General features: G+C 69.0%; 16 protein-coding genes. 3 read left to right on the forward strand and 13 right to left on the reverse strand.

Annotation, left to right across the window (positions count from 1 at the left end; genetic code table 11):
* Window positions 1-20: 20 nt before the first annotated feature.
* From K8O92_04010 to dtd, 4 genes are all read right to left on the reverse strand, one after another.
* Window positions 21-12,743: a hypothetical protein gene (locus tag K8O92_04010; GenBank protein UAK33168.1), complete on the reverse strand. Its 12,723-nt coding sequence runs from the start codon at window positions 12,741-12,743 to the stop codon at window positions 21-23.
* Window positions 12,744-12,780: 37 nt separating this feature from the next.
* Window positions 12,781-13,281 carry a YbaB/EbfC family nucleoid-associated protein gene (locus K8O92_04015; GenBank protein UAK33169.1) on the reverse strand — a complete coding sequence of 167 codons (501 nt, stop codon included), beginning with the start codon at window positions 13,279-13,281 and terminating at the stop codon, window positions 12,781-12,783.
* A 13-nt stretch (window positions 13,282-13,294) separates the two neighbouring features.
* Entirely contained in the window at window positions 13,295-13,618 is a 324-nt protein-coding gene (locus K8O92_04020) for a hypothetical protein (GenBank protein UAK33170.1), read from the reverse strand.
* A 179-nt stretch (window positions 13,619-13,797) separates the two neighbouring features.
* Window positions 13,798-14,241 (reverse strand): D-tyrosyl-tRNA(Tyr) deacylase, encoded by a 444-nt coding sequence (gene dtd / locus K8O92_04025; GenBank protein UAK33171.1) that lies wholly within the window; start codon window positions 14,239-14,241, stop codon window positions 13,798-13,800.
* 187 nt (window positions 14,242-14,428) lie between these two features.
* Here dtd and K8O92_04030 point away from each other — a divergent pair, with 187 nt between their 5' ends.
* The 3 genes from K8O92_04030 to K8O92_04040 all read left to right on the forward strand — a co-directional run bounded on the left by K8O92_04030 (window position 14,429) and on the right by K8O92_04040 (window position 17,178).
* Entirely contained in the window at window positions 14,429-15,931 is a 1,503-nt protein-coding gene (locus tag K8O92_04030) for a hypothetical protein (GenBank protein ID UAK35422.1), read from the forward strand.
* Between the two features lie 360 nt (window positions 15,932-16,291).
* The gene (locus tag K8O92_04035) at window positions 16,292-16,750 is read left to right on the forward strand and encodes a DNA-directed RNA polymerase subunit beta (GenBank protein ID UAK33172.1); all 459 of its coding nucleotides are present in this window, start codon (window positions 16,292-16,294) and stop codon (window positions 16,748-16,750) included.
* Window positions 16,747-17,178 (forward strand): DUF4254 domain-containing protein, encoded by a 432-nt coding sequence (locus K8O92_04040; GenBank protein UAK33173.1) that lies wholly within the window; start codon window positions 16,747-16,749, stop codon window positions 17,176-17,178. Before K8O92_04035 ends, K8O92_04040 begins: the two co-directional genes overlap by 4 nt.
* 749 nt (window positions 17,179-17,927) lie before the next feature.
* Here K8O92_04040 and map read toward each other — a convergent pair.
* From map to rpsH, 9 genes are all read right to left on the reverse strand, one after another.
* Window positions 17,928-18,725, reverse strand: a complete 798-nt coding sequence (gene map / locus K8O92_04045) for a type I methionyl aminopeptidase (GenBank protein UAK33174.1) — start codon at window positions 18,723-18,725, stop codon at window positions 17,928-17,930.
* A 29-nt stretch (window positions 18,726-18,754) separates the two neighbouring features.
* Window positions 18,755-19,300 carry an adenylate kinase gene (locus K8O92_04050; protein UAK33175.1) on the reverse strand — a complete coding sequence of 182 codons (546 nt, stop codon included), beginning with the start codon at window positions 19,298-19,300 and terminating at the stop codon, window positions 18,755-18,757.
* The gene (secY, locus tag K8O92_04055; GenBank protein ID UAK33176.1) at window positions 19,297-20,619 is read right to left on the reverse strand and encodes a preprotein translocase subunit SecY; all 1,323 of its coding nucleotides are present in this window, start codon (window positions 20,617-20,619) and stop codon (window positions 19,297-19,299) included. Before secY ends, K8O92_04050 begins: the two co-directional genes overlap by 4 nt.
* A 171-nt stretch (window positions 20,620-20,790) precedes the next feature.
* Window positions 20,791-21,234 carry a 50S ribosomal protein L15 gene (gene rplO, locus K8O92_04060; GenBank protein UAK33177.1) on the reverse strand — a complete coding sequence of 148 codons (444 nt, stop codon included), beginning with the start codon at window positions 21,232-21,234 and terminating at the stop codon, window positions 20,791-20,793.
* 1 nt (window position 21,235) lies between these two features.
* Window positions 21,236-21,415 carry a 50S ribosomal protein L30 gene (rpmD, locus tag K8O92_04065; GenBank protein UAK33178.1) on the reverse strand — a complete coding sequence of 60 codons (180 nt, stop codon included), beginning with the start codon at window positions 21,413-21,415 and terminating at the stop codon, window positions 21,236-21,238.
* Window positions 21,415-22,074: a 30S ribosomal protein S5 gene (gene rpsE, locus K8O92_04070; GenBank protein ID UAK33179.1), complete on the reverse strand. Its 660-nt coding sequence runs from the start codon at window positions 22,072-22,074 to the stop codon at window positions 21,415-21,417. The genes rpmD and rpsE overlap by 1 nt, the downstream gene beginning before the upstream one ends.
* Before the next feature lie 70 nt (window positions 22,075-22,144).
* Window positions 22,145-22,501, reverse strand: coding sequence for a 50S ribosomal protein L18 (gene rplR, locus K8O92_04075; GenBank protein ID UAK35423.1), 357 nt, complete (start codon window positions 22,499-22,501; stop codon window positions 22,145-22,147).
* A 53-nt stretch (window positions 22,502-22,554) separates the two neighbouring features.
* A complete protein-coding gene (gene rplF / locus K8O92_04080) occupies window positions 22,555-23,094 on the reverse strand; it encodes a 50S ribosomal protein L6 (GenBank protein UAK33180.1) in 540 nt (179 codons plus the stop codon).
* A gap of 14 nt (window positions 23,095-23,108) precedes the next feature.
* Complete coding sequence (rpsH, locus tag K8O92_04085) at window positions 23,109-23,507, reverse strand: 30S ribosomal protein S8 (GenBank protein UAK33181.1); 399 nt, start codon at window positions 23,505-23,507, stop codon at window positions 23,109-23,111.
* Window positions 23,508-23,694 lie beyond the last annotated feature (187 nt).

A 23,694-nucleotide genomic window follows, 5' to 3' on the forward strand; every position in this document is an offset into this window, starting at 1 on the left:
TCCGCATCGTCGGCTTCCGGTCATCCGGCGAAGAGCTCGGTGCGTCGCAAGGGGTCGGCCACCACGGCTCGGACCAGCGCGCCGATGTCCATCTCTTCCGGCACCGAGCGATAGGTCAGCTCGCAGAAGACGACACCACCGACGACCACCGCGAAGCGGGTGGTCCGCCACCCGACGGTGCCCCATTCGACCTCGACGGGCCCGTCGAGGTCGACAGTGCGATCACCGACGCGCAGCGCGAGCTTGCCGCCGTGCCGATAGAACACCACCGAGACCCCGCCGAGTTCACCGTAGACGCCGCTGTGCCCGCTCGCCTCGGACGGGTTGGCACGCAACGCGCCGGTCGTCGGGTCGAACTCGGCGAGCACACCGAAGCCCGCGAACGGGCGGACGAAGAGAGCCCGTGCCGAATCCTGGCTGTGCCCGTTTCCGTGCGGCCCGCGGCCGTTGGTCCGTCGGCTACCGCCCGCTGGTGTCGGCGGCATGCCGGGCGGGATCGGGGGCACCGGCATATCCGGTGGCATCGGCGGGACCGTGCCGTCGGGATGATACGGGCCGTTCGAGTGACCGGGCCAACCCGGGAGCGACGGCGGATACGGCGGTGCGGATGGTCCTGGATAGGGCGGAACGGATGGCTCCGGAGCCGGCATCGACGGGTACGAGGGCGGTGCCGACGGGTACGAGGGCGGTGACTCTGGCGGCACCGACGGGTACGGCGGTAGAGGTCCTGGCGGCACCGGTGGGTACGGCGAGGTCGGCTGGCCAGGTGTAGGCGGGCCGGGAGGTGCCGGTGGGACCGGAGGCGTCGGTGGGACCGGAGGCGTCGGCGGCTCCGGCGGTGTCGGCGGCTCCGGTGGCGTCGGCGGCTCCGGCGGAACCGGCGGAACCGGCGGGACGGGAGGTGTCGGCGGGACCGGCGGTACCGGCGACGTCGGCGAAACCGGCGGCTGCGGCGGGACCGGCGACGTCGGCGAAACCGGCGGCTGCGGTGGCGGAACCGGCGGCTGCGGTGGCGGAACCGGCGGGGTCGGCGGAACCGGCGGCTGAGAAGGCACCTGTGGTGTCGGCGGCTGCGGTGGCACTGGCGGCGTCGGCGGCTGGGGCGGCCTCGGAGGTTGCGGCGGCTGCGGCATCGGGACAGGCCACGGCTCCACCTCGTTGTGGAAGGGGCCCGGCATCTCGAACTCGTAGTCCTTCGGCGGATGCGGAATGTGTGAGCGCAGTGCCCAATTCGGCGGCATCCAGTGGGGGCGCGCCGTAGCCGGACCCGATGAATCCTCGGGCGGCTCCGAATCACCGTCTCGGCTCGACCGAGCCCTACCCTCCGGCGAGTGCTGGTCACCGTCACGGCTCGCGCGAACCCCACCCTCGGGCGGGTCCTGGTCGCCCTCGCTCTCCGGACGCGGCATCTCTACATCCGGTTCCCCGCCATCTCGGCGCGCCCGCGAGCCCGCCTGCCCTTCCTGTGCCGAACGTTGCACAGACCTTGTCCGATCAGCCTCGCGCACCGCGTCTTCAGCCCGCGCGAGCTCGTCCTCGGCATCGAAAACCTGACGCGCGGCACGCTCCAACTCCGCAATCCGCCGCTGCCACGGCCGCTGCTCATCCACCCGCATCGTGCGCCCACGCAAACCGGCCAGCGCGTCATCCAACGCATCCCGCGCCAAATCCTCGTCATTCACCGGCACACCGCGCCGAGCCGCAGCCAAGTCAGCTTGCGCTTCGGTCAACGCTCGCGCCGCCGCGTCCCGTTGGGCGATCGAGCGTCCCAGCTCGGCATCGGCTTCGGCATACGCCGACTCCCCGACCTCACCACCCGCTCCACGCGAAACCGCTGTGCCGCTCCGATCGTTCGAAAGTAGCCCCGTTGCGTGATCAGCCCGACGCACCGCGTCTTCAGCCCGGGCGAGTTCGTCCTCGGCATCGAAGACCCGCCGTGCCGCACGCTCCAGCTCCGCAACCCGCTGCTGCCACGGCCCTTGTTCATCGACCCGCATCGTGCGCCCACGCAAACCGGCCAGCGCGTCATCCAACGCATCCCGCGCCAAATCCTCGTCGTCGACCGGCAAACCCCGCCGAGCCGCAACCAAGTCAGTTTGGGCATCGGTCAACGCTCGCGCCGCGGCATCCCGCTGGGCGGACAGGCGCTCCTGTTCGGCATCGGCGCGGGGCGACTCCTCGGCATCCGCCGGGCTCGAAATAGGTTCTCCGCCTGTGGCGTCCGAGGCGTGCCGGGCCGACTCGGCGGATCGAGCGTGGCGCACGGCGTCTTCGGCCCGGACGAGTTCGTCCTCGGCATCGAAGACCCGCCGCGCGGCACGCTCCAGCTCCGCAACCCGCTCCTGCCATTGCTGCTGCTCGTCGACCCGCATCGTGCGCCCGCGTAAATCGTCGAGCGCGTCATCAAACGCATCCCGCGTCAAATCCGCATCGTTCACCACCAGACCACGCCGAGCCTCCGCGAGATTCGCCTGCGCATCAGCCAACTCCCGCGCTGCCGAACCCCGTTGCCTGGACAGGCGATCGACGTCTCTTCCTGCACGCGCCGATTCCTCGGTACCGCGAACCGCTGTCGGCGACGCCGGGTCCCCGACGCGCGTACCCGCGCCGGGGTGCCCGGCCGTAAGTGGCCGCGACGGCGCGGGTGGTGCGTCGAGATCGACCGGGTCGGGAGTGGATGATCCGGCGAGTTCGCGTTCGAGTCCGGCGAGCCGGTCCATGGCGCGGCGGTGGATCTCGTCCAGCTCGGCTATCAGGCGCTCGTGCAAATCGTCCAGCGCCTGCGCCTCGGAAGAGGGGTGGGCCGCATCGTCCGTTCCGGCGGCGAGCTGGTCGAGCCGGGAGACGGCGGCGTCGAAGCGCTGATCGAGATCCGCCGCGACCCCGTCGAGCTGGGCGAGCGTGTCGCGGAGCAGCTCGTCGAACTGTCGGTCGGTGCGGCGGGCCGCTTCATCGAACTGCGTGCGGATGCGCTCGAGCGCCGCCTCGGCCCGGTCATCCGGCTCCGCGCCGAGGCGAGCCGCGGGTGATCCGAGCGGCGGCGCTGAGCCTTCGGACGCGGCCTGGTCCGGGCGCAGCCGCGCGGACAGCTCGTCGAACCGTTCGGTGACCTCGGCTTCGATGTCGGCGAGACGGTCCAGAGCGCGCTGCTGCATCCGGTCCAGGTCGGAACTCGCCCGGCGCAGCAGATCATCGAGCTGCTGGTCGATGCGACGGTGTAGCGCGTCGAGCTCGGCGAGTACCCGGTGGGCATCGTCTCGCGCGGAAGACGACGGCGGGAACCCGGGCTCGTCCGGACGCGCGATGCCAGGCGGCAGCTCCGGCAGACGCTCGCGGCCCCCGGACTCCTCCGGCACGGCCTGCTCGCCGTCGCCGGAGTCGTCGGGCTCGTCCTGACGCCGCGCGGCTGGCGGGTCCTCCGGTGGTTTCCGCGCGCCGCCGTCTGCACTCGGCTGCGGCGCCGAGGACTCGGCCTCCTCCCGCGGACGCGACGGCTCCTCCCGCGGGCGGCCGCCGCCACCTCCGGGACCTTCCACGGGGCCACCGGTCGGCCCCTGCGGCCGCGGCGCGCCCAGCGCACCCGGCGCGGGCGGCAGGTAACCCGGGTTCGGCTGAAGAGGAGCCGGAGCGTACGGGATGCCCGCGCGCCATCCGGTCAGCGGCGGGCGGTCGGCGTCCCAGTGGAACCCGAGCGCGATCGCGTGGGCATTGGCTTGCTGCCAGGTCGCCCCGGGATTGTCGGCGAGGAAACGCGCCTCGGCCAGCATGTCGTTGAGCAGCACGAAGTCCTGGGGCAGCGGAGCCCCGTCGATCAGGCGGTTCCACGCCTCGGCGACATCGGCGAGGCGATCCATCCTCGTGCGCACATACCGGCCGTGCGGGTCGGCGTGGTCGCGAACCCGGTGCTCGTCGGCCATCAGGTGGTTCTTGATCCGCGCCAGTTCCTCGCGCGTGAACGTCGGCACGTCGTCGCGCATGTGCTCGGCGAGCGCGGCCGCGAGCTGTTGGGGATCGCTACCGCCGGCGAGCAGTTCGCGGATGTCCTCGATCGTGTCGCGGACGGCCTCGGGATCCTCGGCGGCGAACCGGTCCGCGACTTCGCCCGCCACTCGGTCGATCTCGTCTTGGATGCGCGACAGCTGGGCGTTCACGTCGCCGAGCGGGTCGATGCCCGGCTGCCGCAGGACCAGCTGCCGCGCGACGATGTCGACCACCTCGCGTGCCCGCGTTTCCTGCTCGGCGCGCCGATGTCTGTCGATGCCATCTGCGATCCCGTCGAGGTCGCTGTCGTCGGCGAGGAACCGCTGGTATTCCGCGTCCGCCCAGTCCTGTACCCGCTGCCAGGCCGCGATGTCGCGGTCCCACTCGCGCTGCAAGCCCGCCGGGATGTCGACCCGGTCACCCGGCGGCACATGGTCGGCCGCGATCCACGGCCGGTGCATCGGCTGAATGTTGCGCCGCGGCGGGGCGAACCACGCGTAGTCGCGGAACACCGTGCCGAACGGCGGCAGGTGCTGTAGCCACGGCCGCGCCCGCACCCACTCGCCGATCTCCGGATGACGCTGGATCCACGCCTTCACCGCCGGATGCTTCGGCACCTGGGCCGCCATCAACAGCAGGCGCACCACGTTGTACGAATCCGCGCCCCAGTGCTGGCCGAACAGGTCGTTCGGGTCGACGCCCGAGGTGTCGTACTGTGACGGCGCCTGCGGCATGTGCACCGGCAGAGTGCTTTCCGGGACTTTGCCCGCCGGGACGTCGTCGGTCGGCAGCGTGATGTCGTTGACGACATCTTCCATCGCCCACCCGCTGACACCGTCCGGCGGATCCTTCGGCGTGAACTTCTTGGGCAGCTCGGACCGCTCGCGCCCGAACTCCCAGTCCGGACGGGTCGGATCGACGTGGTGCCACACGCCGTCGGCGTCGCGCCAGGAGGTGATGTCCAGGCGGCGGCCACCGACCCAACCGGTGCTCAACCGTTCGATCTCGGGCGGGTCCATCTCCTCCGCCCGCACGTTGTCCTCGCGGTCGGCGAGCACCCGCCGGTATTCGACCGTGGTCTCCGGCCGCACGATCGCCTGCGCCACATCAGAGCTGCGGCGCAGGGCGGCGGCCAGGGCGGCGTCGTGGTCGGCGCGCGGCGCGTCCGGGTCGGGCCGGGGACCGAACACGATGACGCGAGGTCGCTCACCGTCGACGATGCCGACTCGATCCGTCACCATCCGGCCGCCGCTGCGCTCGACGAGGTCGCGGTACGCGCCCGCCACCCTGGCCATGTCGTCCTGGATGCGGCCGATCGCGTTGTGCGCGGTGTTCACCTCCCGCGCGACGGCGTCGAGTGCGGCGATGTCCCGGCGGCGGGCGGCGGCATCCTCGCCGGACAGCGTTCCGTCGGCGACCCCGTCCCGCACCGCCGCGCGCAGGTCGGCCACGGTCCGGTCCAGCCGGTCCGGCTCACCGGCCGTTTGGTCGACCCGTCCCTGCTCGTCCAGCAGGCCGAGACGGGCGGCGAGGTCGTCGCGCTCGTGCCTGCGCGGCTTGATCTCGCGCAGCGCGTCGGCCCTGGCCTGCGCCAGTTCTTCCAGCGCGTCGATCACGTCCTGCGGGCGAGACCGTTCCGTTCCGACGCCGGCCTGGCGCAGATCGGCGATCTGCTGGTCTACCTGCTCGATCTGCTCGTCGAGCTGGTTGACCCGCTCGGCGGCGGCCGCGAGCTTCCCGATCACCTGCCTGCGGTGCTCGGCCTCCAGCGGCGGCGCCGCGACCCGGTCGGTGTGCGGCGCGTCGTCGAGGCCGCCCAGGTCGTCGATGGTCCGGACGTTGGCCGCCTCGTACAGCTGGAGGATCGTGGTTTCCAGTTGATCACCGCGCAGCGCCGAGTCCTCCAAGCGGACGTTTTCGCCCCAGCGGTCGCAGCGCGCGGCCCTGTCGTCGCGCTTGGCGCGCCAGAATTCGCGTTCGCGAGTCAGTGTCTGGCGCTGCTGGACGAGCTGGTCGTATCGGGCCAGCGGCGTGGTGGACAGCTCCAGGTTCGCCAGTTCCATCTCCAGGCGGGCGGCTTCGGCGTCGGCCTCGGCGAAGTCCCGCGCGGCCTGTTCCAGCTCGTCGATCCGGGCGAGCCGCTCCGGCATCTCGGTGACCGGCATGGTCCGGCCGCGCAGGTCCTCCAGCGTCCGGTCCAGTCCGTCGGGTGCGGGTCGTAGGGCCGCCCAGTCGTCGGCGTCATCGATCGGGAACCGGGACGCGAGGTCGTCGCGACGCTGCCGCAGTTCGGCTCGCCGCGCTTGTGCCTGCTCGAGTTCGGCCGCGAGCCGGTCGTATTCCGCACGGATCTCGGGCGACATCCGGTCGCGCGGGTCCTCGGCCGCATCGACGTCGCCGGTGCGCGACTCGTCCGCCGCGCGCGGCGTTGCGCCCGCTTCCGGTGCGACGGCGGGTGCGTCGGCCGAGGACACGGAACCGGGACGCGCCGGCGAACCGGAGTCCGGTGTGCCCACCCCCGAATCGTCTTGTGACGCGGTCCCGATAGGCGTGTAGAGCCTGCGCAGCCACTGTGCCCGGTCCTCCGCCATCCGGGCGTTCCACTCCGCCTGTTGCGCGCGGAGTTCGGCCCACGGATCGTCACGGTCGGCGTCGGCGGCGCGCCGCAACCGATCCGCCTCGACGGCGGCGGACCATGTGTCGTTCTCGGCCTCCTCCAGCCGCAGCCAGGCCGCGCGATCGGCGGCCATGCGGGCATTCCATTCCGCCTGTTCGGCGCGCAATCGCGACCACGGGTCGTCTGGGCGGGCGTCGGCCAGCTCGCGCAGCCAGGCGGCATGGTCGGCCGCCATGTCCGCCTCCCAGTCGGCCTGTTCGATCCGCATCCGGAAGTACCAGTCCGACCGCGGGCCCGGCTCGTCACCGGGCTCGTCTGCCGAAGGCGGTGTGGCGGGGGGCTTCCCGGCGCCGCCGTCACCGGAGACGGGTTGCGCGGTGTCAGCGTCGCCCGGCTCGTCCGTGCCCTCGGGCCGATGCCCAGCCGTAGCGTGCTCCGGAGCGATCGGGGTGGTGTCGTTCGCCGCCGCCTCCTCGTCGCGGTCGTCACCGCCGTCATTCGGTTCGTCCGGGGTACGGGCGGGCGGATCGGCGGGTGGCTTGTTCGCCCCGCCATCGGCCGTCCCGGTTTCCGGAGGCTCGGGGCTGTCGTCCGGGCCGTCGCGGTCCAGCGACGCCACTTTTCGATCACCCGGCTCCGGCACACCGTCCGAACCGTCCGGTGGTCTCTTCGCCCCACCGCGCGCCGGGGATTCATCCCCCGGCGGACCCAGGTGGTCGGGTTCCAGCGATAGGGGCGTCTCGGCGGTGTCCGGCGGGTTGGCGGCCAGCTGGGTCAGCAGGTCGTTGAGCGCACGCGCCGGGGCGCTGAGCGGGTCGGCATCGTCGTCGTCACGACGCAGCACCTCGTGGGCGAACGCCTCTGGCAGCGCCTCTTCCGGCCGCAGGTTGCCGTCGCGGTCGAAGCTGTGACCGCTGAGCTGGTCGAGCCAGTCCTCGAAACCGAGACCGGGGATGCGGGTGTCGTCGTCCAGATAGCGCTCGTACAGGAATTCCTCGGCTCGATGCCGCGCACTCTGCTGACTCGCGTAGTCCAGGGCGTGACCGTACTCGTGCGCTACGACGGCCCGCACCGGACGGCGCAACACTTCCGAGGAGAACCGGCCGTTGTCGACACCGGCCTGCATCCGATCCCGGAAGGTCTGCGCGCTGGTCGCGTGGTCGTAACTGAGAACGATCGAGTCGGTGACCATGCGCCCCGAGGCATCCAGCCGCGGTTGCGCCATGCCGATCACCTTGGGCGGCAGCCCGCCGATGCCGACACTGCGCAGGTCCACGGTGGGGTACCGGTCGAACAGATCGACCATCGCCCTGGCGTACTCCCGCACCACCTCGGGATCGAGACCGGGCAGGTCGAACCCGAAGACCTCGAATCTGGGATCGTCCATCGCGTCGCGCAGGTGCTCCCGCAGCCGCTCGCCGACCTCCTCCGGACTCAGGGGCGACCATTCGTCCTCGCCCGGCACGCCGAGCAGCTGCCGAGCGGACGCGGCATCACCGTTGTCGCTTTGCGGCGGAAGCGCCGAGTCGTCGGCAGCGCGTGCCGGTGCGTCGGCGGGTGTCGCCTGATCCGGTGTTCGCACCAGCGCGGGCGATTCGATCCCGCCGATGACGTCGATGCGCACCAGCACACCGTCACGTTCGAGATTGAACTGGCTGGCGGTGACGTGCCCGTTCTTGGAGACGTGCACGAGGTGGTATTCCACCTCGAGCGCCCCGTCCCGGTGCGCCTGGAGCAGTTGCTCACGTGCCCGCAGCAGGGCGCGGCCCGCCGCACTGTCCGGATCGACACCGCGCGCGGCCATCTCCTCGGGCGTCTCGGTCAGGATCCGCCGCAGATTCTTATCGATCGCGGCCGTGCGGCGCAGATACTCCGGCGAACCCTGCTGCGCTTCGGCCGTTTTGGAGCCACCGAGCTGCGAACCGACGCCCTTGGCCTCGATCACCACCAGCCTCGGCGGCCCGCCGTCCGCACCAGGGACCAGCACCGCGATGTCGACGGTGTCCGCACCATCGATCGCGCCCTCGAAGGGGGCCAGCAGCACCGCACCCGGCCGCTGATCCGCATCGAGCGCGAATGCCCTGCCGCCCAGTTCGCCGAGTGTCTTCGACGCCTTCACCAGCGGCGGACCCAGCCGGTTGAACTCCGCGGCGTTGCGCTCCATCGCGCCGAGACGATCCAGTTTCGCTTGCTTCTCGTCGTCGGAGAGTTCCGACTCCAGGATCTCGATCTCGAGACTCTCCACCCGCTTGGCGAGTTGGTTCTCGGCGAGGTCGCTGATCTCTTCGATCCCGAACTCCGCCATATGACGCTTGACCGCGGCATTGGCCGCGTCGCGTTGCGCCTGCAACGTCTTGCGCTCGGTGACCGCCTTCGCGATCTGCTCGGCGATCACCTCGTCGACCACCGGGTACGCACGCTCGGGGCCGGGATCGGCCAGGAACCGGTACGGCCGCTTCGTCAGATGATCGGAGATGTACTCATTGTTCTGCGCGTTGCGCAACCGGAAGCTGTCGTCGCGGTAGGTGCCCGGACCGTCGTCCTCGTGGTGCCACGTGCCGTCCGGATCACGGTAGGAGTCGGGACGATCGCCGAACTTGTGCAGCAGCCCGTCGGCGTCGCGGAACATGCCGGCCGGAACATCGTCGTCCGCTCCGCGCTCCAATCGCTCCTCGACGTCGTCGGATTCACCGAGGAAATCCGGCGTCTCGTCGGGTGTGCGGTCGTGCGAGGGCTGTGCCGCGTCATCGTGCTGCGCACCGTCGCGGGCCGGTGGCGCCACCCTCCGATCCTCCGGCGCCGGCGCTGCGTCGTCCGCGTCGCGCGGCGGGGTCGTCGGATCGGATGGCCGCCGAGCCTCGTCCTCGGCGTCCGGACCGCGATCGCCCCGCGGAATCCGTGCCGGGTCCGATGGGTTCGAACCGACGCGAGAAGGTTCCGAAGCCGGCGCAGGGTCCGCAGGCGAACGCGGCGGTATCGGGGCATCGTCCGGGGGTCTGCCGCCCGCGACCCGCCACCACGTGTCGGCGTTCTTGCGGAACTCGCGGGCACGCCATTCCGCCTGCGCGGCCCTGACCCGCAGCGACCGCCTCGACACTCCTTCCGGTAGATCCGCGTCGTCGATGCGGTCCAGCAGGTCGCGCAGGCGCCGCGCGCGCTCGGCCTCTCCTCGGGCGCGCATGTCGGCCATCTCGGCCCGCATCCGCGCCTGGAACCGCTTCGGCGATTCGTCGCCGCGCCGACCGGCGATTTCGCCCTCGGGGTTGTAGATCGGGCGGTCGTCGGTCGGACGCACTCGCGGGTCGGATCCGCTGGGCCGCACCGCGTTTCCCGCACCGTCGAACAGGATCGCCGACACCGTGCGGACGTCCATCGGCAGGTCGGGCGGGAACCCTCTGCGGCTTCCCGCCGCCGGATCGGACACCTCGATGTGGAATTCGCCGGTGTCCGGATCCATGCGCACGGTCAGGGTATAGGCATGGGCGCCGACCCCGTGCTCGTCCACCGGGCCGACGTATTCGTCCACCACCAGGGCGCGCGGCCCACGGCCTTCGGCGACATCGCGCGGATCCATCCCAGCGGCCATTCGCAGCAGTTCGTCGGCGATGCCTTGGTGGCGAGGCTGGTCGGGCCCGCCGTCCGGGTAGTCCCACAGGCGGCCGCCCGCAGCCTGCTGGATGTCACGCAGCGACATGCCGCGCTCGCCGACCGGCTCGTCCGGTGGCCGGATGGTATTGCTTCCGGTGGCCTGCTGGATCTCCTCGAGTGAGAGCCGGGCGCACTCCCCGCGGTTCCTCGAATCTTGTCGCGGAGCATCGGATTCCAGATCGTTCCGGGAGGTGTCGTCCGAGTTCCTGCGAGCCGGACCATCGGTGTCGGGACCCGGTCGGCGCGCGGTTCTGGACTCGCCGGTATCACCGGCGAGCGGCAGCACGAGTGGTTCGGCGCTGTCGCGTCGGCCGGCGTCGGATTCCGGAGTGGCGCGGGATCGCGAAGTCTCGTCCTCGGGTCGGTCCGCACCCGCCTGGCGCGTCCCACCGTCGCTGCGCGTATCCCCTTCCCGACGCGTCTGCCCGTCCTGGCGGGACTCACCCTCGGCGCGCGGCGCCTCGGAGTCGGCCTTGCCCGCCCGCACGGCGGGCTCGTCGCCGCCCGAACGTGAGCCGCGATCCGCGACCCCGGCCCGGACCCTGTCGGAGGGCGCCTTGCGACCCGCGTCGCTGTCCGGCGTGGCGGCCTGGCCGCGCGGATCCGCGGCCGGCGCGGGCCGCGCGTCGCTCGATCCGGGCGAAGCGGGTGACGCCGCCGTTCCCGGCGCCACATTGCTGGACGGTGGCACGCTCGCAGTGGTCGGCCCGGCGGGCGGTGTGGCCGCCGGGCCGGTCAGCGGGGCGCCCGCGACCGGCGTCGCGCTCGGCGTCGGCGCGTCCGACAGCGACCGTGTCTCCGGGCTCTGCACGCCATCGACGGTGCCGCGCTGCGTACCCGCCGGATCCCCCGACACGGCGCTGTTCTGTTGTCCCGCAGCAATATTGGATTCCTCAGAACGATCGGCGCCTGCCCCGCGGTCTTGCTTTCCTTCGTCGGCGAGTCCCGCCCCGGTGTCGGACGTGGACCGCTCCCCGGACGAGGACTGCTCCCCCGATGTGGACCGCTCCCCCGAGGAGGACTGCTCACTCGACGAGGACTGCTCGCCTGACGATGTTCGCTCCCCCGACGACGCACGCTCGCCGGAGGAACCCTGATCACCGGATGTCGATGTCGCCGTGGTGGACCCACCGTCGCGCCCGGCCTGATTGCCGTCCTGCCGCGCCCCATTGGAGTCGGCGCTCGACACCTGGTCTCCACCAGTGGCAGCGGTATCGTCGGCTGCGCCGGAGCGTGACGTATCCGAGTTCGCGGGGCTCGTCGCTGTGTTGCTGCTGTTCCCGGCGGCGGGCATCCCGGCGCGCGGCGCACCCGCACCGTTCGATCCCCCCGGATTGTTCGACCCACCCGCGAGGTCGGGTGTCCCAGCACCGGGAGCCAGGCCGCTGCCGTCACCCGCTCCGGGCGTTCCCGCGCCATCGGGCCGGTAACCCACGCGTGGCCCCACGTCGGCGAAGAGACTGTCCAGCCGGGTTCCCAGGTCGGGACGACTCATCGTGGTCGGCATCAGCTTGTTCCACATCTGAGCGGAACCGACCTTGGTCACGCTGGTCATGGCGCCGTTGGAGGCGCCGGCGGTGAACATCCGCCAGTCGACCGGCGTGTTCCCCAGGTTCTGCAGCGCCTTGTCCAACCCGTCCGTGGCCACGTCGAACCCGAACTGAGTCGCGGTCGCGGCCACGAAACCCGCTCCGGCCCCCGCCAATCCCGCCGTCGTCCCGGTGATCGCGCCGTGCAGATACGGATTGAATTCCGGGCCGAACTTCCGGGTCAGCGCGTTGCCGACCCGTTCGGCCAGCGGTCCGGCCGCCGCACCGCCCGCCGCGGAGCTGACGGCGGTCACGATGACCTGTTCGACGTTGATGTTCTTGCGGTGCCCCTGCTCCACCTGGTAGGCCTGCACCCCCAGTTCCTGCATGGTGCCGAGGATCGTGTCGATCGCGACATGCCGGAGCAGGAAGTTCACGAACCGGTTCGCGACGATCCGCCCGACCCGCTGGATCACCGCCTGCACCAACCGCTGACCGATGATGCGGACCGCGATCCTGGTGAGCGCGATCGCCGCCGCGTCCACCGCGGGCTTGAACGGGCCGGAGAAGAACGAGGCCGCCAGCTCGGCCGCGAGCAACGCCAGCGAGGACCAGTACATCAACTTGCCGTACTCGATCTCGGTGCCGACGTCGTAGGCCGAGTCACCGATCTCCTTGAAGTAGTCGGCCAGCCTCGCCAGCGTCTGGTCGTCTTGCGGGTTGCTTCCGCTGAATTGCAGGAAGCTGTCGAAGGCCTTGACCATTTCCTCGTAACCGTCACCTGACGGATACGCGGTCGTCGAGGCGCTCTTGGCCGCCTCGATGTCGGGGATCACCGAGCGCAACTCGCTCGCGGCGGTACGCCAGTCACCGCCCAAGGCCCACATCTGGTCCTCGTTGCCCTCGGGCCACTCCATGCCGACGATCGGCTCGAGGTACTTCAGTGCCGCGGGCAGCTCGATAGCCATGGCCGGTTACCTCGATCGCCCGGTGCGGCTACCGAGTTCACCAGCTCGAATCGGTGACCGATCCACCACGATCGCGTTCTACGGTCTCGGTGTCGGTGAAACGCATGCCGCTGCCGTCCGAGAAATCCCTGCGTTCACGGGCGTTCGGCGGCGCCGTCGGGGCGGGGACCGGTTCCGGTGCCCGCAGGTCGGGCATGCCCTCGACCAGATCGGACAACTTCGGCATTCGTGCGCGGTGAGTATCGAGGGGCGCCATGAGGTCTCGTGTCTTGCGGGCCACATCGGCGCTGGCTTGCTGCGCGGCCTCGGTGATCGCCTTGGCGATCTCGGCATAGCTCAGGTCCTCGATGTTCGCGCCGAACTGCGTATCGATGACCGTGTTGTCGGCGTTCACGACCACCGTCACCCGCTTGCCGCGCACCGTCGCGCGGCCGGTGAGTTCGGCGCGCTCCTGCTGCAACCGGGCGATGATCCGCATCTGTTCCTGGACACCGTCGAGGATCTCGGCCAAGTCCGACTTGGCTTGCTCGTTCGTCATCGGGGGCCCCGCATCACCGCACGCCGTCGCGGTTGCCCTGCTCCATGTCCCGCAGCAGGTCGGCCGTCTTCGTCTGCCCTTCGCTGAAGTTGCCGAATGTCCCAGCCACGTTGCGCCCGCCCTTGATCAGGTTGTCGCGGGCGGTGGTGTAGCCGCCTTGGCCGTCAGGACCGTTGGCGAAGTTGCGGCCGATGGTGTCGTTGCCCCAGCAGTTTCCGCGCGAGGCGATCGACGTGCTCAACCTGTCGATGATGCCGGTCACCCGGTCCTGGACATGCCCCGTCTTCTGGGCCGCCTTGCGGAACAGATGCTCATCGAATTCGACATTGTCCGCCATCGCGTCCGCTCCTCCACCCTCGATTCCTTCCCACCCACGGTAACACCGGATGACTAATCACCGGTGACGTCAACGTGAACGGGATCTTCCTCGGCGTTTGCGGACAGACTGCGTTCCCGGTCGACCGCGGCGCAGGTCATCGGATCCAGCCGCTGCCAACGATTTCCGGTAGCGACCGCTCACATCTCCAGCATGAGGGTGACCGGGCCATCGTTCACCAAGTCGATGTGCATGTGCGCACCGAACCGTCCGGTGGCGACCGTCGCTCCGAGTTCGCGCAACGTGTGTGCGAAGAGGTCGACCAGGGGTTCGGCGATCACCGCGGGGGCGGCCGCCGACCAGGACGGGCGCCTCCCCTTGCTGGTGTCTGCGTACAGCGTGAACTGGCTGACCACCAGAATCGGCGCGCGCAGATCCGCCGCCGATCGCTCGCCGTCGAGGATGCGCAGCCGCCACACTTTGTCGGCCAACGCCTTCGCGGTCTCCTCGGTGTCGGAGTGCGTCACGCCGACCAGGGCGGCCAAGCCGTGCGGGACCCCGTCGGCCGCCGGGTCGATACGGCCGACGACCTGGCCGCCGACGGTTACCCGCGCCGAACTGACGCGCTGTAATAGGGCTCGCACAACCCTCGATCATGCCTTCTCGTCCGGCACGGGCCGACCCGTGGGTGGCCGCCCGCCGCACGGCCCTGTCTGCCTGGCCGGATACAGGTGCGCGCGGGCGGCAACCATGACAAACTCGGTGCGCAGACGGTTGCGTTGCGCGGTTGCCGCGCGTTGGCGGAGGATCATGCTGGAAACGAGGAGCGCGATGGATCTGGACGCGATGGAGCGTCAGATCGCTGCGGATCGGTATGCGGCGCTCGACCGTACGGTCGAGTCCGAATTGCGCTTGGCCACCTCCCTCGGCGAACTCGCCAAGGGATTGATCGCCACCAAGACCAACGGCTCCACGCGCGACCGCACGAGGGAGGCGCTGGCGCCCGCCGAAGAAGCGGTGGCGATCCGCCTGCGCCTGCTGTCCCGGGGCCAAGTGCTGACCGCCCGTCTCGCCGGCGAGTTGAACGACGCGCTGCGCTCGTTCGAGCAGGCGGCACGGCACAGCGGCCGCAGAGAGCTGGCGACCACGACGATCCGGCGCGCCTGTGACGTCTACCGTCAAGTGGCGCGAGCGCATCCCGAGGTCGCGGGCCCGTGCGCCGACGGATTGTCCAAATGCGGGGTTTGGCTGGGCAGGCTGGATCAGGACGCCGCGGTCGCCGCGACCGAGGAGGCGGCCCGCATCCGCGCTTCCCTGGCCGCGGCGAACCCGGAGCTGTCCGGCAAATACCTGGCCAGCCTGAGCACGCTGCTGCGGACGCTCATGGTCGGCCGTTCGCGCAAGCAGGCCATCGCCATGTACCGGGAGCGGTACGCCGCGTTGACCTCGACCACCATGTCGATCCGGTTGCGCGCGTGCGGCATCCAGGACCTGGACCTCACCCCGAAGTCGCACCGAGCGTTGCTCGAACTGGGCTGCCGCACGCTGGAACAGGCGGGTCGCCTCACCCAGCAGCAGGTCATGTTCAAGTCCTCCGGCGACCTGTCGACCGTCGAGGAGATCAACTGGAAGCTGGCCCTGGTCGGCCTGCGGCCGCTCGCGCCGGGCGCCGAGCAGGATCAGCCCGCGATGCCCGTGCAGATCGGCTCCACCTTCGGCGCGCTGAGCGTGTATCTACCGGAACGCGACGCCATCGCCCAGGTGCGCGCCGCGATCATCGCCGCCTATGCCGTCGATGACGCCTACCCGCTCGATCGCGAGAGCTACTTCGGCACCCACGAGTCGAACTGGAAGACCCGCGAACCCGAACTGAACACCTCGACCACCCTGGGCGACGACATCGTGCTGATCGACCAGCCCTACGGCGGCTGGGTGACGGTCCTGAGCCTGAACTGGGAGCTGACGCCGGTTGCGAAGAATCCCCTGGCGCTGCGACTCTCCCAGGACTGGCCGGTCGCGGCTATCACGGTCACGGAGAACGTCGCCTACGAACTGTGCTGGTACGAGCACGGCGCGGCCACCCAGTACGCCGCGCTCGGACGTCCGGCCGGGCAGGCTCCCCTCGACAAACCGCTCGCACCACTGAACTTCGAGATGCTGGCCCTCTACAACCCCGACCGGGCGACCGAATCCAAACTGCGCGCGGCCTTCGGCAACACGAAGGTGTTCGCCAACCTCACCTATCTGCCGGACAGCGGGCTGCGCCAGATCAGTGTGCACACGCCACTGTCCGAGCACGGCGACCGAGTGCTGTTCTTCCGCACCACGCCCTGAGCCGCGGTAGGGATGTCCCTGGCGCGGGATCGATTTGCGGCAAGGTAGCGCCCATGGTCGCGGTGGCGGTGAACAAAATGCCCGAGGTTTCCGCTCTCGCATCCGCATAGGTCATTTGACCAGGAAATATGTACGCCGAAGTGAACGCGTGGCCGCGCACCGGACCACGCTGGTTACCGCACCCACCGGTAACCAGCGGGCGAACGAATTTCTCGAGAACTAATTGAACGGAATGTTTGATTTGTTCCATGGAGTGCTCTACTGAGACAACGCCCGCACGGTGCTCCGGATCACAGCATCACTGCCGCAGCGCCGACCGGGCGGCTTGTAAACAATCACACGAAGCTACCCGAGGGCCTCATGGACCAACTGGCGTTGGCGGACACCCCGACCGCCCGATGCGCCTACTATCGACACACCTGCGACCTGCCCGCCGGAGTTAATCCGGATATCGGCCGTATCGTCCTGCGCGCCGGCTTCGTCGGCGCGATCACGATGCCCGCCGCGCTGGGGCAGCAAGTTCGCGACGACCTCACCCATCGCCGAATCGATATGGGTCCGATCATCTCTCACGTGCGTTCCAAACGGTGGACCTTCTTGACCCGCCCGGATCTACCCGACGACGTGCGGCTGTTCGCGGAGCTGTTCCGCTTGAACGTCTCGATCGTGCCCAGCGGCGGCGAGATCGCCTTGCCCTCACCCGCCGATGCCGATGCGGGCTATCGACACTGGATCATCGCTCCGCGCAGCCGTTTCCGTCCTTCCGGCTCGTCCATCATCGACACCGTCCGGTCCTGCACGAGAACGGTTCGGCGATGACGACCAGCGCCGCCCTGCCCGCGAAACATCAAGTATTGCAAGCCTGCCGAGGCGAATTGCACGAAAGCAACCCACTGCTGCGCAGTGCGCACGAACTGACCACGCTGCACGAGCGCAGACTCAGCGCGGGTTGCGAATCGCTCGACGAGATAGATGCGTTGCGAGCGAGCCTGATTCGCGACATCGACCGCTGGATCACTGTGCAACTGCCGCCCGCGCACGGCGCCGCGCACGTGCACACCGAGACCGTCGGCGCCGTGATCGACCGCCTCGCCCAGTTCACCGCGAACGCCTACGCGGCTCTGGCCAGCGCCTCGGAGTGGGATCTGTGGGATGCCTGGCAGCGCTTGGCGGAACTGGCCGTCGGCTACGACGACCTTGCCGCCGAGGTCTGCGCGGGCGTGCGGAGACTTCCCGGCGCGTCGTAAGTTTCGCCCCGGCTCCCCATCCGCATGGTGGGTGGCTGGGGAGTCCGGACGGTCCCCAGCCACCCAGCGGACGAGTAGCTCTCCCCCAGCCATCCGCTGTTCCGGGAGCATGAGTTCGAACGCTGCTGTTCCCGCATCTGCATCGGCGCACCGCCGAGCCTTCGACGGCCACACCCCGATCGCACACACCGGTGATATTGCCCGAGGAACGGGTCGTTTAAGCCGTATCAAGGGTTGTCCGCGCTATCGCCCGGAGACAGCCGAAGGCGGATTTTATCTGTCGATCGTCACTTCGACGCCGCGCGCCGCGGACCGAGCGGACTACCTACGCACACGAAACACCCAGGTCACAGGTGTCGCCGTCACCGTCGCAGAGTCAGCCGGCCGACCCGATCACATCGAACTGCGGCGCGTGCCAAGCGAATTCGAGTAGCGGCCTACTCACGTCGCCGCCACTTGCCCGGCCATACGCTGACGGCATCGTTCAGAACAGTATCGAACCAAGGAGGAGTAACCCTTCCACCCCGCACGGGCACCGCCCCGAGCGCACCGCTTCGGCTCGACACGCAGGACGCGGGTGCAAGGAACGACGTCACCGATCCGGTGAAAGCCGGGTATCGACCGGTGGCCGTGTCGGCGAATGGTGCCGGCACGCGGCCACGTGGCGAGATCGACCAGGAATCCTGGCGTCGGTGCGGCTCGTTTCCTCGCCGCGCAGTGTCGCCGAGTCGGGCCGCCCGACGGCCGTGCTACTCCGGACGCAGCGTGAGGATCCGGGGTCCGTCCTCGGTAACGGCGACTGTGTGCTCCCAATGTGCCGCACGGCTGCCGTCCACGGTGACCACGGTCCAGTCGTCGCCGAGCACCTTGGTCTGGGTGGTGCCGAGGGTGAGCATCGGCTCTATCGCGAGCACCGACCCCACCACGAGTTTCGGCCCCTTCCCCGGTTCTCCCTCGTTGGCGAGGAAGGGATCGAGGTGCATCTCTCGTCCGATGGCATGACCACCGTAGCCGTCGACGATGCCGTAGGCGCGCCCGTGTTCCTTCTCGGCGGCCCGGGTGCCCTGCTCGATGGCGTGCGAGACGTCGGTCAGCCGGTTGCCGGGCACCATCGCCGCGATGCCCGCTTCCATCGAAGACTTGGTCGCCTCGCTGAGCAGCCGGTCGGCCTCGATGATCGTGCCGACGCCGAAGGTCCAAGCCGAATCACCGTGCCAGCCGTCGAGGATCGCCCCGCAGTCGATGGACACCAGATCGCCCTCGACCAGGATCTCCTCGGCGGTCGGGATCCCGTGCACCACGCGATCGTTCACCGACGCGCAGATGGACGCGGGGAAGCCGTGGTAGCCCTTGAAGGACGGCACCGCGCCCGCCTCCCGGATCACCTGCTCGGCGACCTCGTCCAGCTCCAGGGTGGACACCCCGGGTTTGGCTGCCGCGCGCACGGCCACCAGAGCGTGGCCGACGATCGCGCCGGCAGCCGCCATGGCATCCAGCTCACCTGCCGTGCGGAACGGCACGACCTTCTTCTTGCGATTGAAGACCATCCGGCCTCAGTGCTCCATCACGAGCCGGCTCAGTGGCCCAGCGCGCGAAGTGCCCGCGCGTTGACGTCGTCGACCTCGCCGACACCGTCGACCGAGACGACCAAGCCGTCGTAGTGATCCAGCAGCGGCTCGGTCTCCTCGCGGTACACCCGGAGCCGGTTGCGGATGACGTTCTCGTTGTCGTCGGCGCGACCGCGCGAGAGCATCCGCGCCACGACGGTGTCCTCCGGCACGACGAAGCGCAGGACCGCGTCGAGCTTGGTGTTCATGTCCTCGAGGATCTTCTCCAGCGCGTCGGCCTGGTCCACCGTGCGCGGGTATCCGTCCAGTACGAACCCGTTGGCGGCGTCGGGCTCGTTGACCCGCGCCTCCACCATCCGGTTGGTCACGTCGCTGGGCACCAGGTCGCCCGCGTCCATGTACTTCTGCGCTTCACGACCGAGCGGGGTCTGCTGGCTGATGTTCGCACGGAACAGGTCCCCGGTGGAGATGTGCGGAACGCCCAGCTTCTCCGACAGCAGGACGGCCTGGGTGCCTTTACCGGCGCCCGGCGGACCGAGCAGTACAACTCTCACTTGAGGAACCCTTCGTAATTTCGATTCATCAGCTGGCTCTCGATCTGCTTCACCGTGTCCAAACCGACGCTCACCATGATCAGCACCGCGGTACCGCCGAACGGAAGGTTCTGGACACCACCGGAGGAACCGATGTCGAGGAACAGGTTCGGCAGCACGGCGACCAGACCGAGATAGATCGAGCCGGGGAGGGTGATACGGCTCAGGACGTAGTTGAGGTAGTCGGCGGTCGGCTTGCCGGGCCGGTAGCCCGGGATGAAGCCACCGAACTTCTTCATCTCGTCGGCGCGCTCCTCCGGGTTGAAGGTGATCGCGACGTAGAAGTAGGTGAAGAACACGATCAGACCGAAGTAGATCGCGATGTAGACCGGGTTGCTCGGATTCACCAGGTATTTCTGGATGACTTCCTGCCACCAGCTCGGATCCTGGTTGTTCTGCGATCCCGTCAGCTGCGCGACCAGGTTCGGCAGGTACAGCAGCGACGAGGCGAAGATGACGGGGATGACACCCGCCTGGTTCACCTTCAGCGGCAGATAGGTCGAGGAGCCGCCGTACATCTTCCGGCCGACCACGCGCTTGGCGTACTGCACCGGGATCCGGCGCTGCGCCTGCTCGACGTAGACCACGACGGCGATGACGGCCAGCGCGGCGACGCACACCAGGGTGAATACCAAGCCGCCCCGGCTGTCGAGGATCGCCTTGCCCTCGGTCGGGATGCGAGCGGCGATGCCCGCGAAGATCAGCAGCGACATGCCGTTACCGATGCCGCGCTCGGTGATCTGCTCGCCGAACCACATCACCAGCGCCGCGCCCGCGGTCATCACGAGCACGATGATGATCATGCCGAAGATGCTGGTGTCGGCCAGGATGTCCTGCTGGCAGCCCTGCAGCAGCTGGCCGCGGGCCGCCAGGGCGACCAAGCCCGTTGCCTGCAGGATGGCCAGCGCGATCGACAGGTATCTGGTGTACTGCGTCATCTTGGTCTGGCCGGCTTGGCCTTCCTTGCGCAGTTCCTCGAACCGCGGGATGACGACCGTGAGCAGCTGGATGATGATGCTCGCGGTGATGTAGGGCATGATGCCGATCGCGAAGACCGACAGCTGCAGCAGCGCACCACCGGAGAACAGGTTGATCAGCTGGTAGATTCCGGCGGACTCACCGCCGGAGACCAAGTCGATGCACTCCTGGACCGCCTTGTAGTCGACGCCGGGGGACGGCAGCGCGGCACCGACGCGGTACAACGCGACCAACCCCAGCGTGAAGAGAATCTTCCGCCGTAAGTCCGGAGTCCGGAAGGCCGATACGAAGGCGGAAAGCACTGATCCTCCTGGCGAACGACATGGTCATGACATGGATGTTCAGCGATGTCCCTGCTCGACACAGAAGGGACGCCGAAAACCACGACGAGGCTGGCAGACAACTTACTGAACTCTAACAGTGGCACCGGACGAGCCTTCACTCGTCCGATGCCGCTGTCATGCAGAGTACCGTCAGCCCAGCTCGGTGACGGTGCCACCGGCGGCGGTGATCTTCTCCTTCGCCGAACCGGTGACCTTGTCCACGGTCACCTGGACCGCGACGCCGATCTCGCCATCGCCGAGGACCTTGACCAGCTGGTTCTTGCGAACCGCGCCGACCGCCACGAGCTCGGCCTTGCCGACCTCGCCACCCTCGGGGAACAGCTTCGCGATCGCGCCGACGTTCACGACCTGGTATTCCGTGCGGAACGGGTTCGTGAAGCCCTTGAGCTTGGGCAGCCGCATGTGCAGCGGCATCTGCCCACCCTCGAAGGCGGCAGGCACGTTCTTGCGCGCCTTGGTGCCCTTGGTACCACGGCCCGCGGTCTTGCCCTTGGAGCCCTCACCGCGACCCACGCGGGTCTTCGCGGTCTTGGATCCGGGAGCCGGACGCAGGTGATGCAACTTGATGGTCATGTCAGACCTCCTCAACGGTCACGAGGTGGCGCACGACGTTGATCAGCCCGCGGTTCTGGGCGTTGTCCTCGCGGACCACGGTCTTGCGGATACCGCGCAGACCGAGGGTCCTGAGGCTGTCCCGCTGATTCTTCTTGGCGCCGATCGAACTCTTGATCTGGGTCACCTTGAGATCTGCCATTACTTGACACCTCCGGCAGCCTGAGCGCGCGCACGCAGCATGCCCGCAGGAGCGACGTCCTCGAGCGGCAGGCCACGGCGAGCCGCGACCTCTTCGGGACGCTGCAGCTGCTTGAGGGCAGTGACAGTCGCGTGCACGACGTTGATGGCGTTGTCGCTGCCGAGCGACTTCGCCAGAATGTCGTGGATACCGGCGCATTCCAGCACGGCACGAGCCGCGCCGCCGGCGATCACACCGGTACCCGGCGAGGCCGGACGCAGCATGACCACACCGGCGGCCGCCTCACCCTGAACCGGGTGCGTGATGGTGGAGCCGATCATCGGGACGCGGAAGAAGTTCTTGCGAGCCTCCTCGACGCCCTTCTGGATGGCCGCGGGAACTTCCTTGGCCTTGCCGTAGCCGACGCCGACCAGACCGTTGCCGTCACCGACGATCACGAGGGCGGTGAAGCTGAAACGCCGACCACCCTTCACGACCTTGGAGACGCGGTTGATCGCGACGACCCGCTCGAGCTGGTTCTTCTCGGCGGCGCTGTCGCGGCGGTCACCGCCACCCCGGCGGTCGCCGCCACCGCGACGGTCGCCGCGGCCGCCCTCGGGGGCGCTGCCATTCTGTCCGGCGGGTCCGCTTCCGCCGTCACGCCTCTGACGTCCCGGCATCAGACGTTCCTTCCGTTCATGATCAGCTGAACGCTCAGCTGTGTTTCCTGGATGCTCCGCAGGTTACGCATCAGAATTTCAACCCACCTTCGCGAGCGGCATCGGCCAGTGCGGCGATCCGGCCGTGGTAGTCGTGCCCACCACGGTCGAACACGACGGCCTCGACACCGGCGGCCTTGGCACGCTCGGCCAGCAGGGCGCCGACCTTCTTGCTCTTGGCCGACTTGTCGCCGTCCAGCGCGCGCACGTCGGCCTCGATGGTCGAGGCGGCGGCGATGGTCTTGCCGACCGAGTCGTCGACCAGCTGCGCGTGCAGATGACGCGAGGAGCGGTTGACCACCAGGCGCGGACGCTCGGTGGTCCCTTCCACCTTCTTGCGCAGGCGGAAGTGACGGCGCGTCTTCGACAGGCGACGCTGCGTCGACACGTCCTTGCCCAGGGGGATGCGCTTGGCCTTCTGGTTTGCGGTTTGCGCCATGATCACTTACCCGTCTTTCCGACCTTGCGGCGAACGACCTCGCCGGCGTAGCGGATGCCCTTGCCCTTGTACGGGTCGGGCTTGCGCAGGCCGTGGATGACCGCCGAAATCTGGCCGACCTTCTGCTTGTCGATTCCGGACACGGAGAACTTGGTGGGCGATTCCACCGCGAAAGTGATGCCCTCGGGCGCCTCGATCGGCACCGGGTGGCTGTAGCCGAGGGCGAACTCGAGGTTCTGGCCCTTCAGCGCGACGCGGTAACCGACGCCGAAGATTTCCATCTTCTTCTCGTAGCCCTGGGTCACACCGACGATCATGTTCGACACGAGGGTGCGGGTCAGTCCGTGCAGCGCGCGGCTGCGGCGCTCGTCGTCCGGACGGACGACCTCGAGCTGGCCGTCCTCGCCCTTGGCGACGGTGATCGGCTCGGCGACGGTGAGCGAGAGGGAGCCCTTGGGCCCCTTCACCGAGATGTCCTGGCCGTCGATGGCGACATCGACGCCGGCCGGAATGGCGATGGGCTTCTTACCAATACGCGACATTGTCCTGACCTCCCTTACCAGACGTAGGCGAGGACTTCGCCGCCCACGCCCTGCTTGGCCGCCTGCTTATCGGTCAGCAGGCCGGAGGACGTGGAGATGATCGCCACGCCGAGGCCGCCGAGCACCTTGGGCAGGTTGGTGGATTTCGCGTACACGCGCAGACCGGGCTTGGAGACACGGCGCACGCCGGCGAGGCTGCGCTCGCGGCTCGGGCCGTACTTGAGGTCGACGATGAGCGTCTTGCCCACCTGAGCGTCCTCGGTCCGGTAATCGGCGATGTAGCCCTCGCGCTTGAGGATCTCGGCGATATTCGCCTTGAGCTTCGAGTGCGGAGCCTTCACCTGATCGTGGTACGCCGAGTTGGCGTTGCGCAGACGTGTCAGGAAGTCTGCGATCGGATCAGTCATGGTCATGGTTCGACCTAGACACCTTTCTCGCCGCGGTTCCCATACAACGCCGCCGTGCGCATCGGCACGTCCGGCGGTGGGCCTACGACAATTCGGATGGTCCGGCCGACACTTGCCGACCGGAGGAGGTTCGATCGCCCGAGCGCACGCATGCGGGCATGGAGGTGCCCAGGCAACCGCTCTAGTGTAGGCA

The organism is Nocardia asteroides (genome assembly GCA_019930625.1).
Taxonomy (GTDB): domain Bacteria; phylum Actinomycetota; class Actinomycetes; order Mycobacteriales; family Mycobacteriaceae; genus Nocardia; species Nocardia sputi.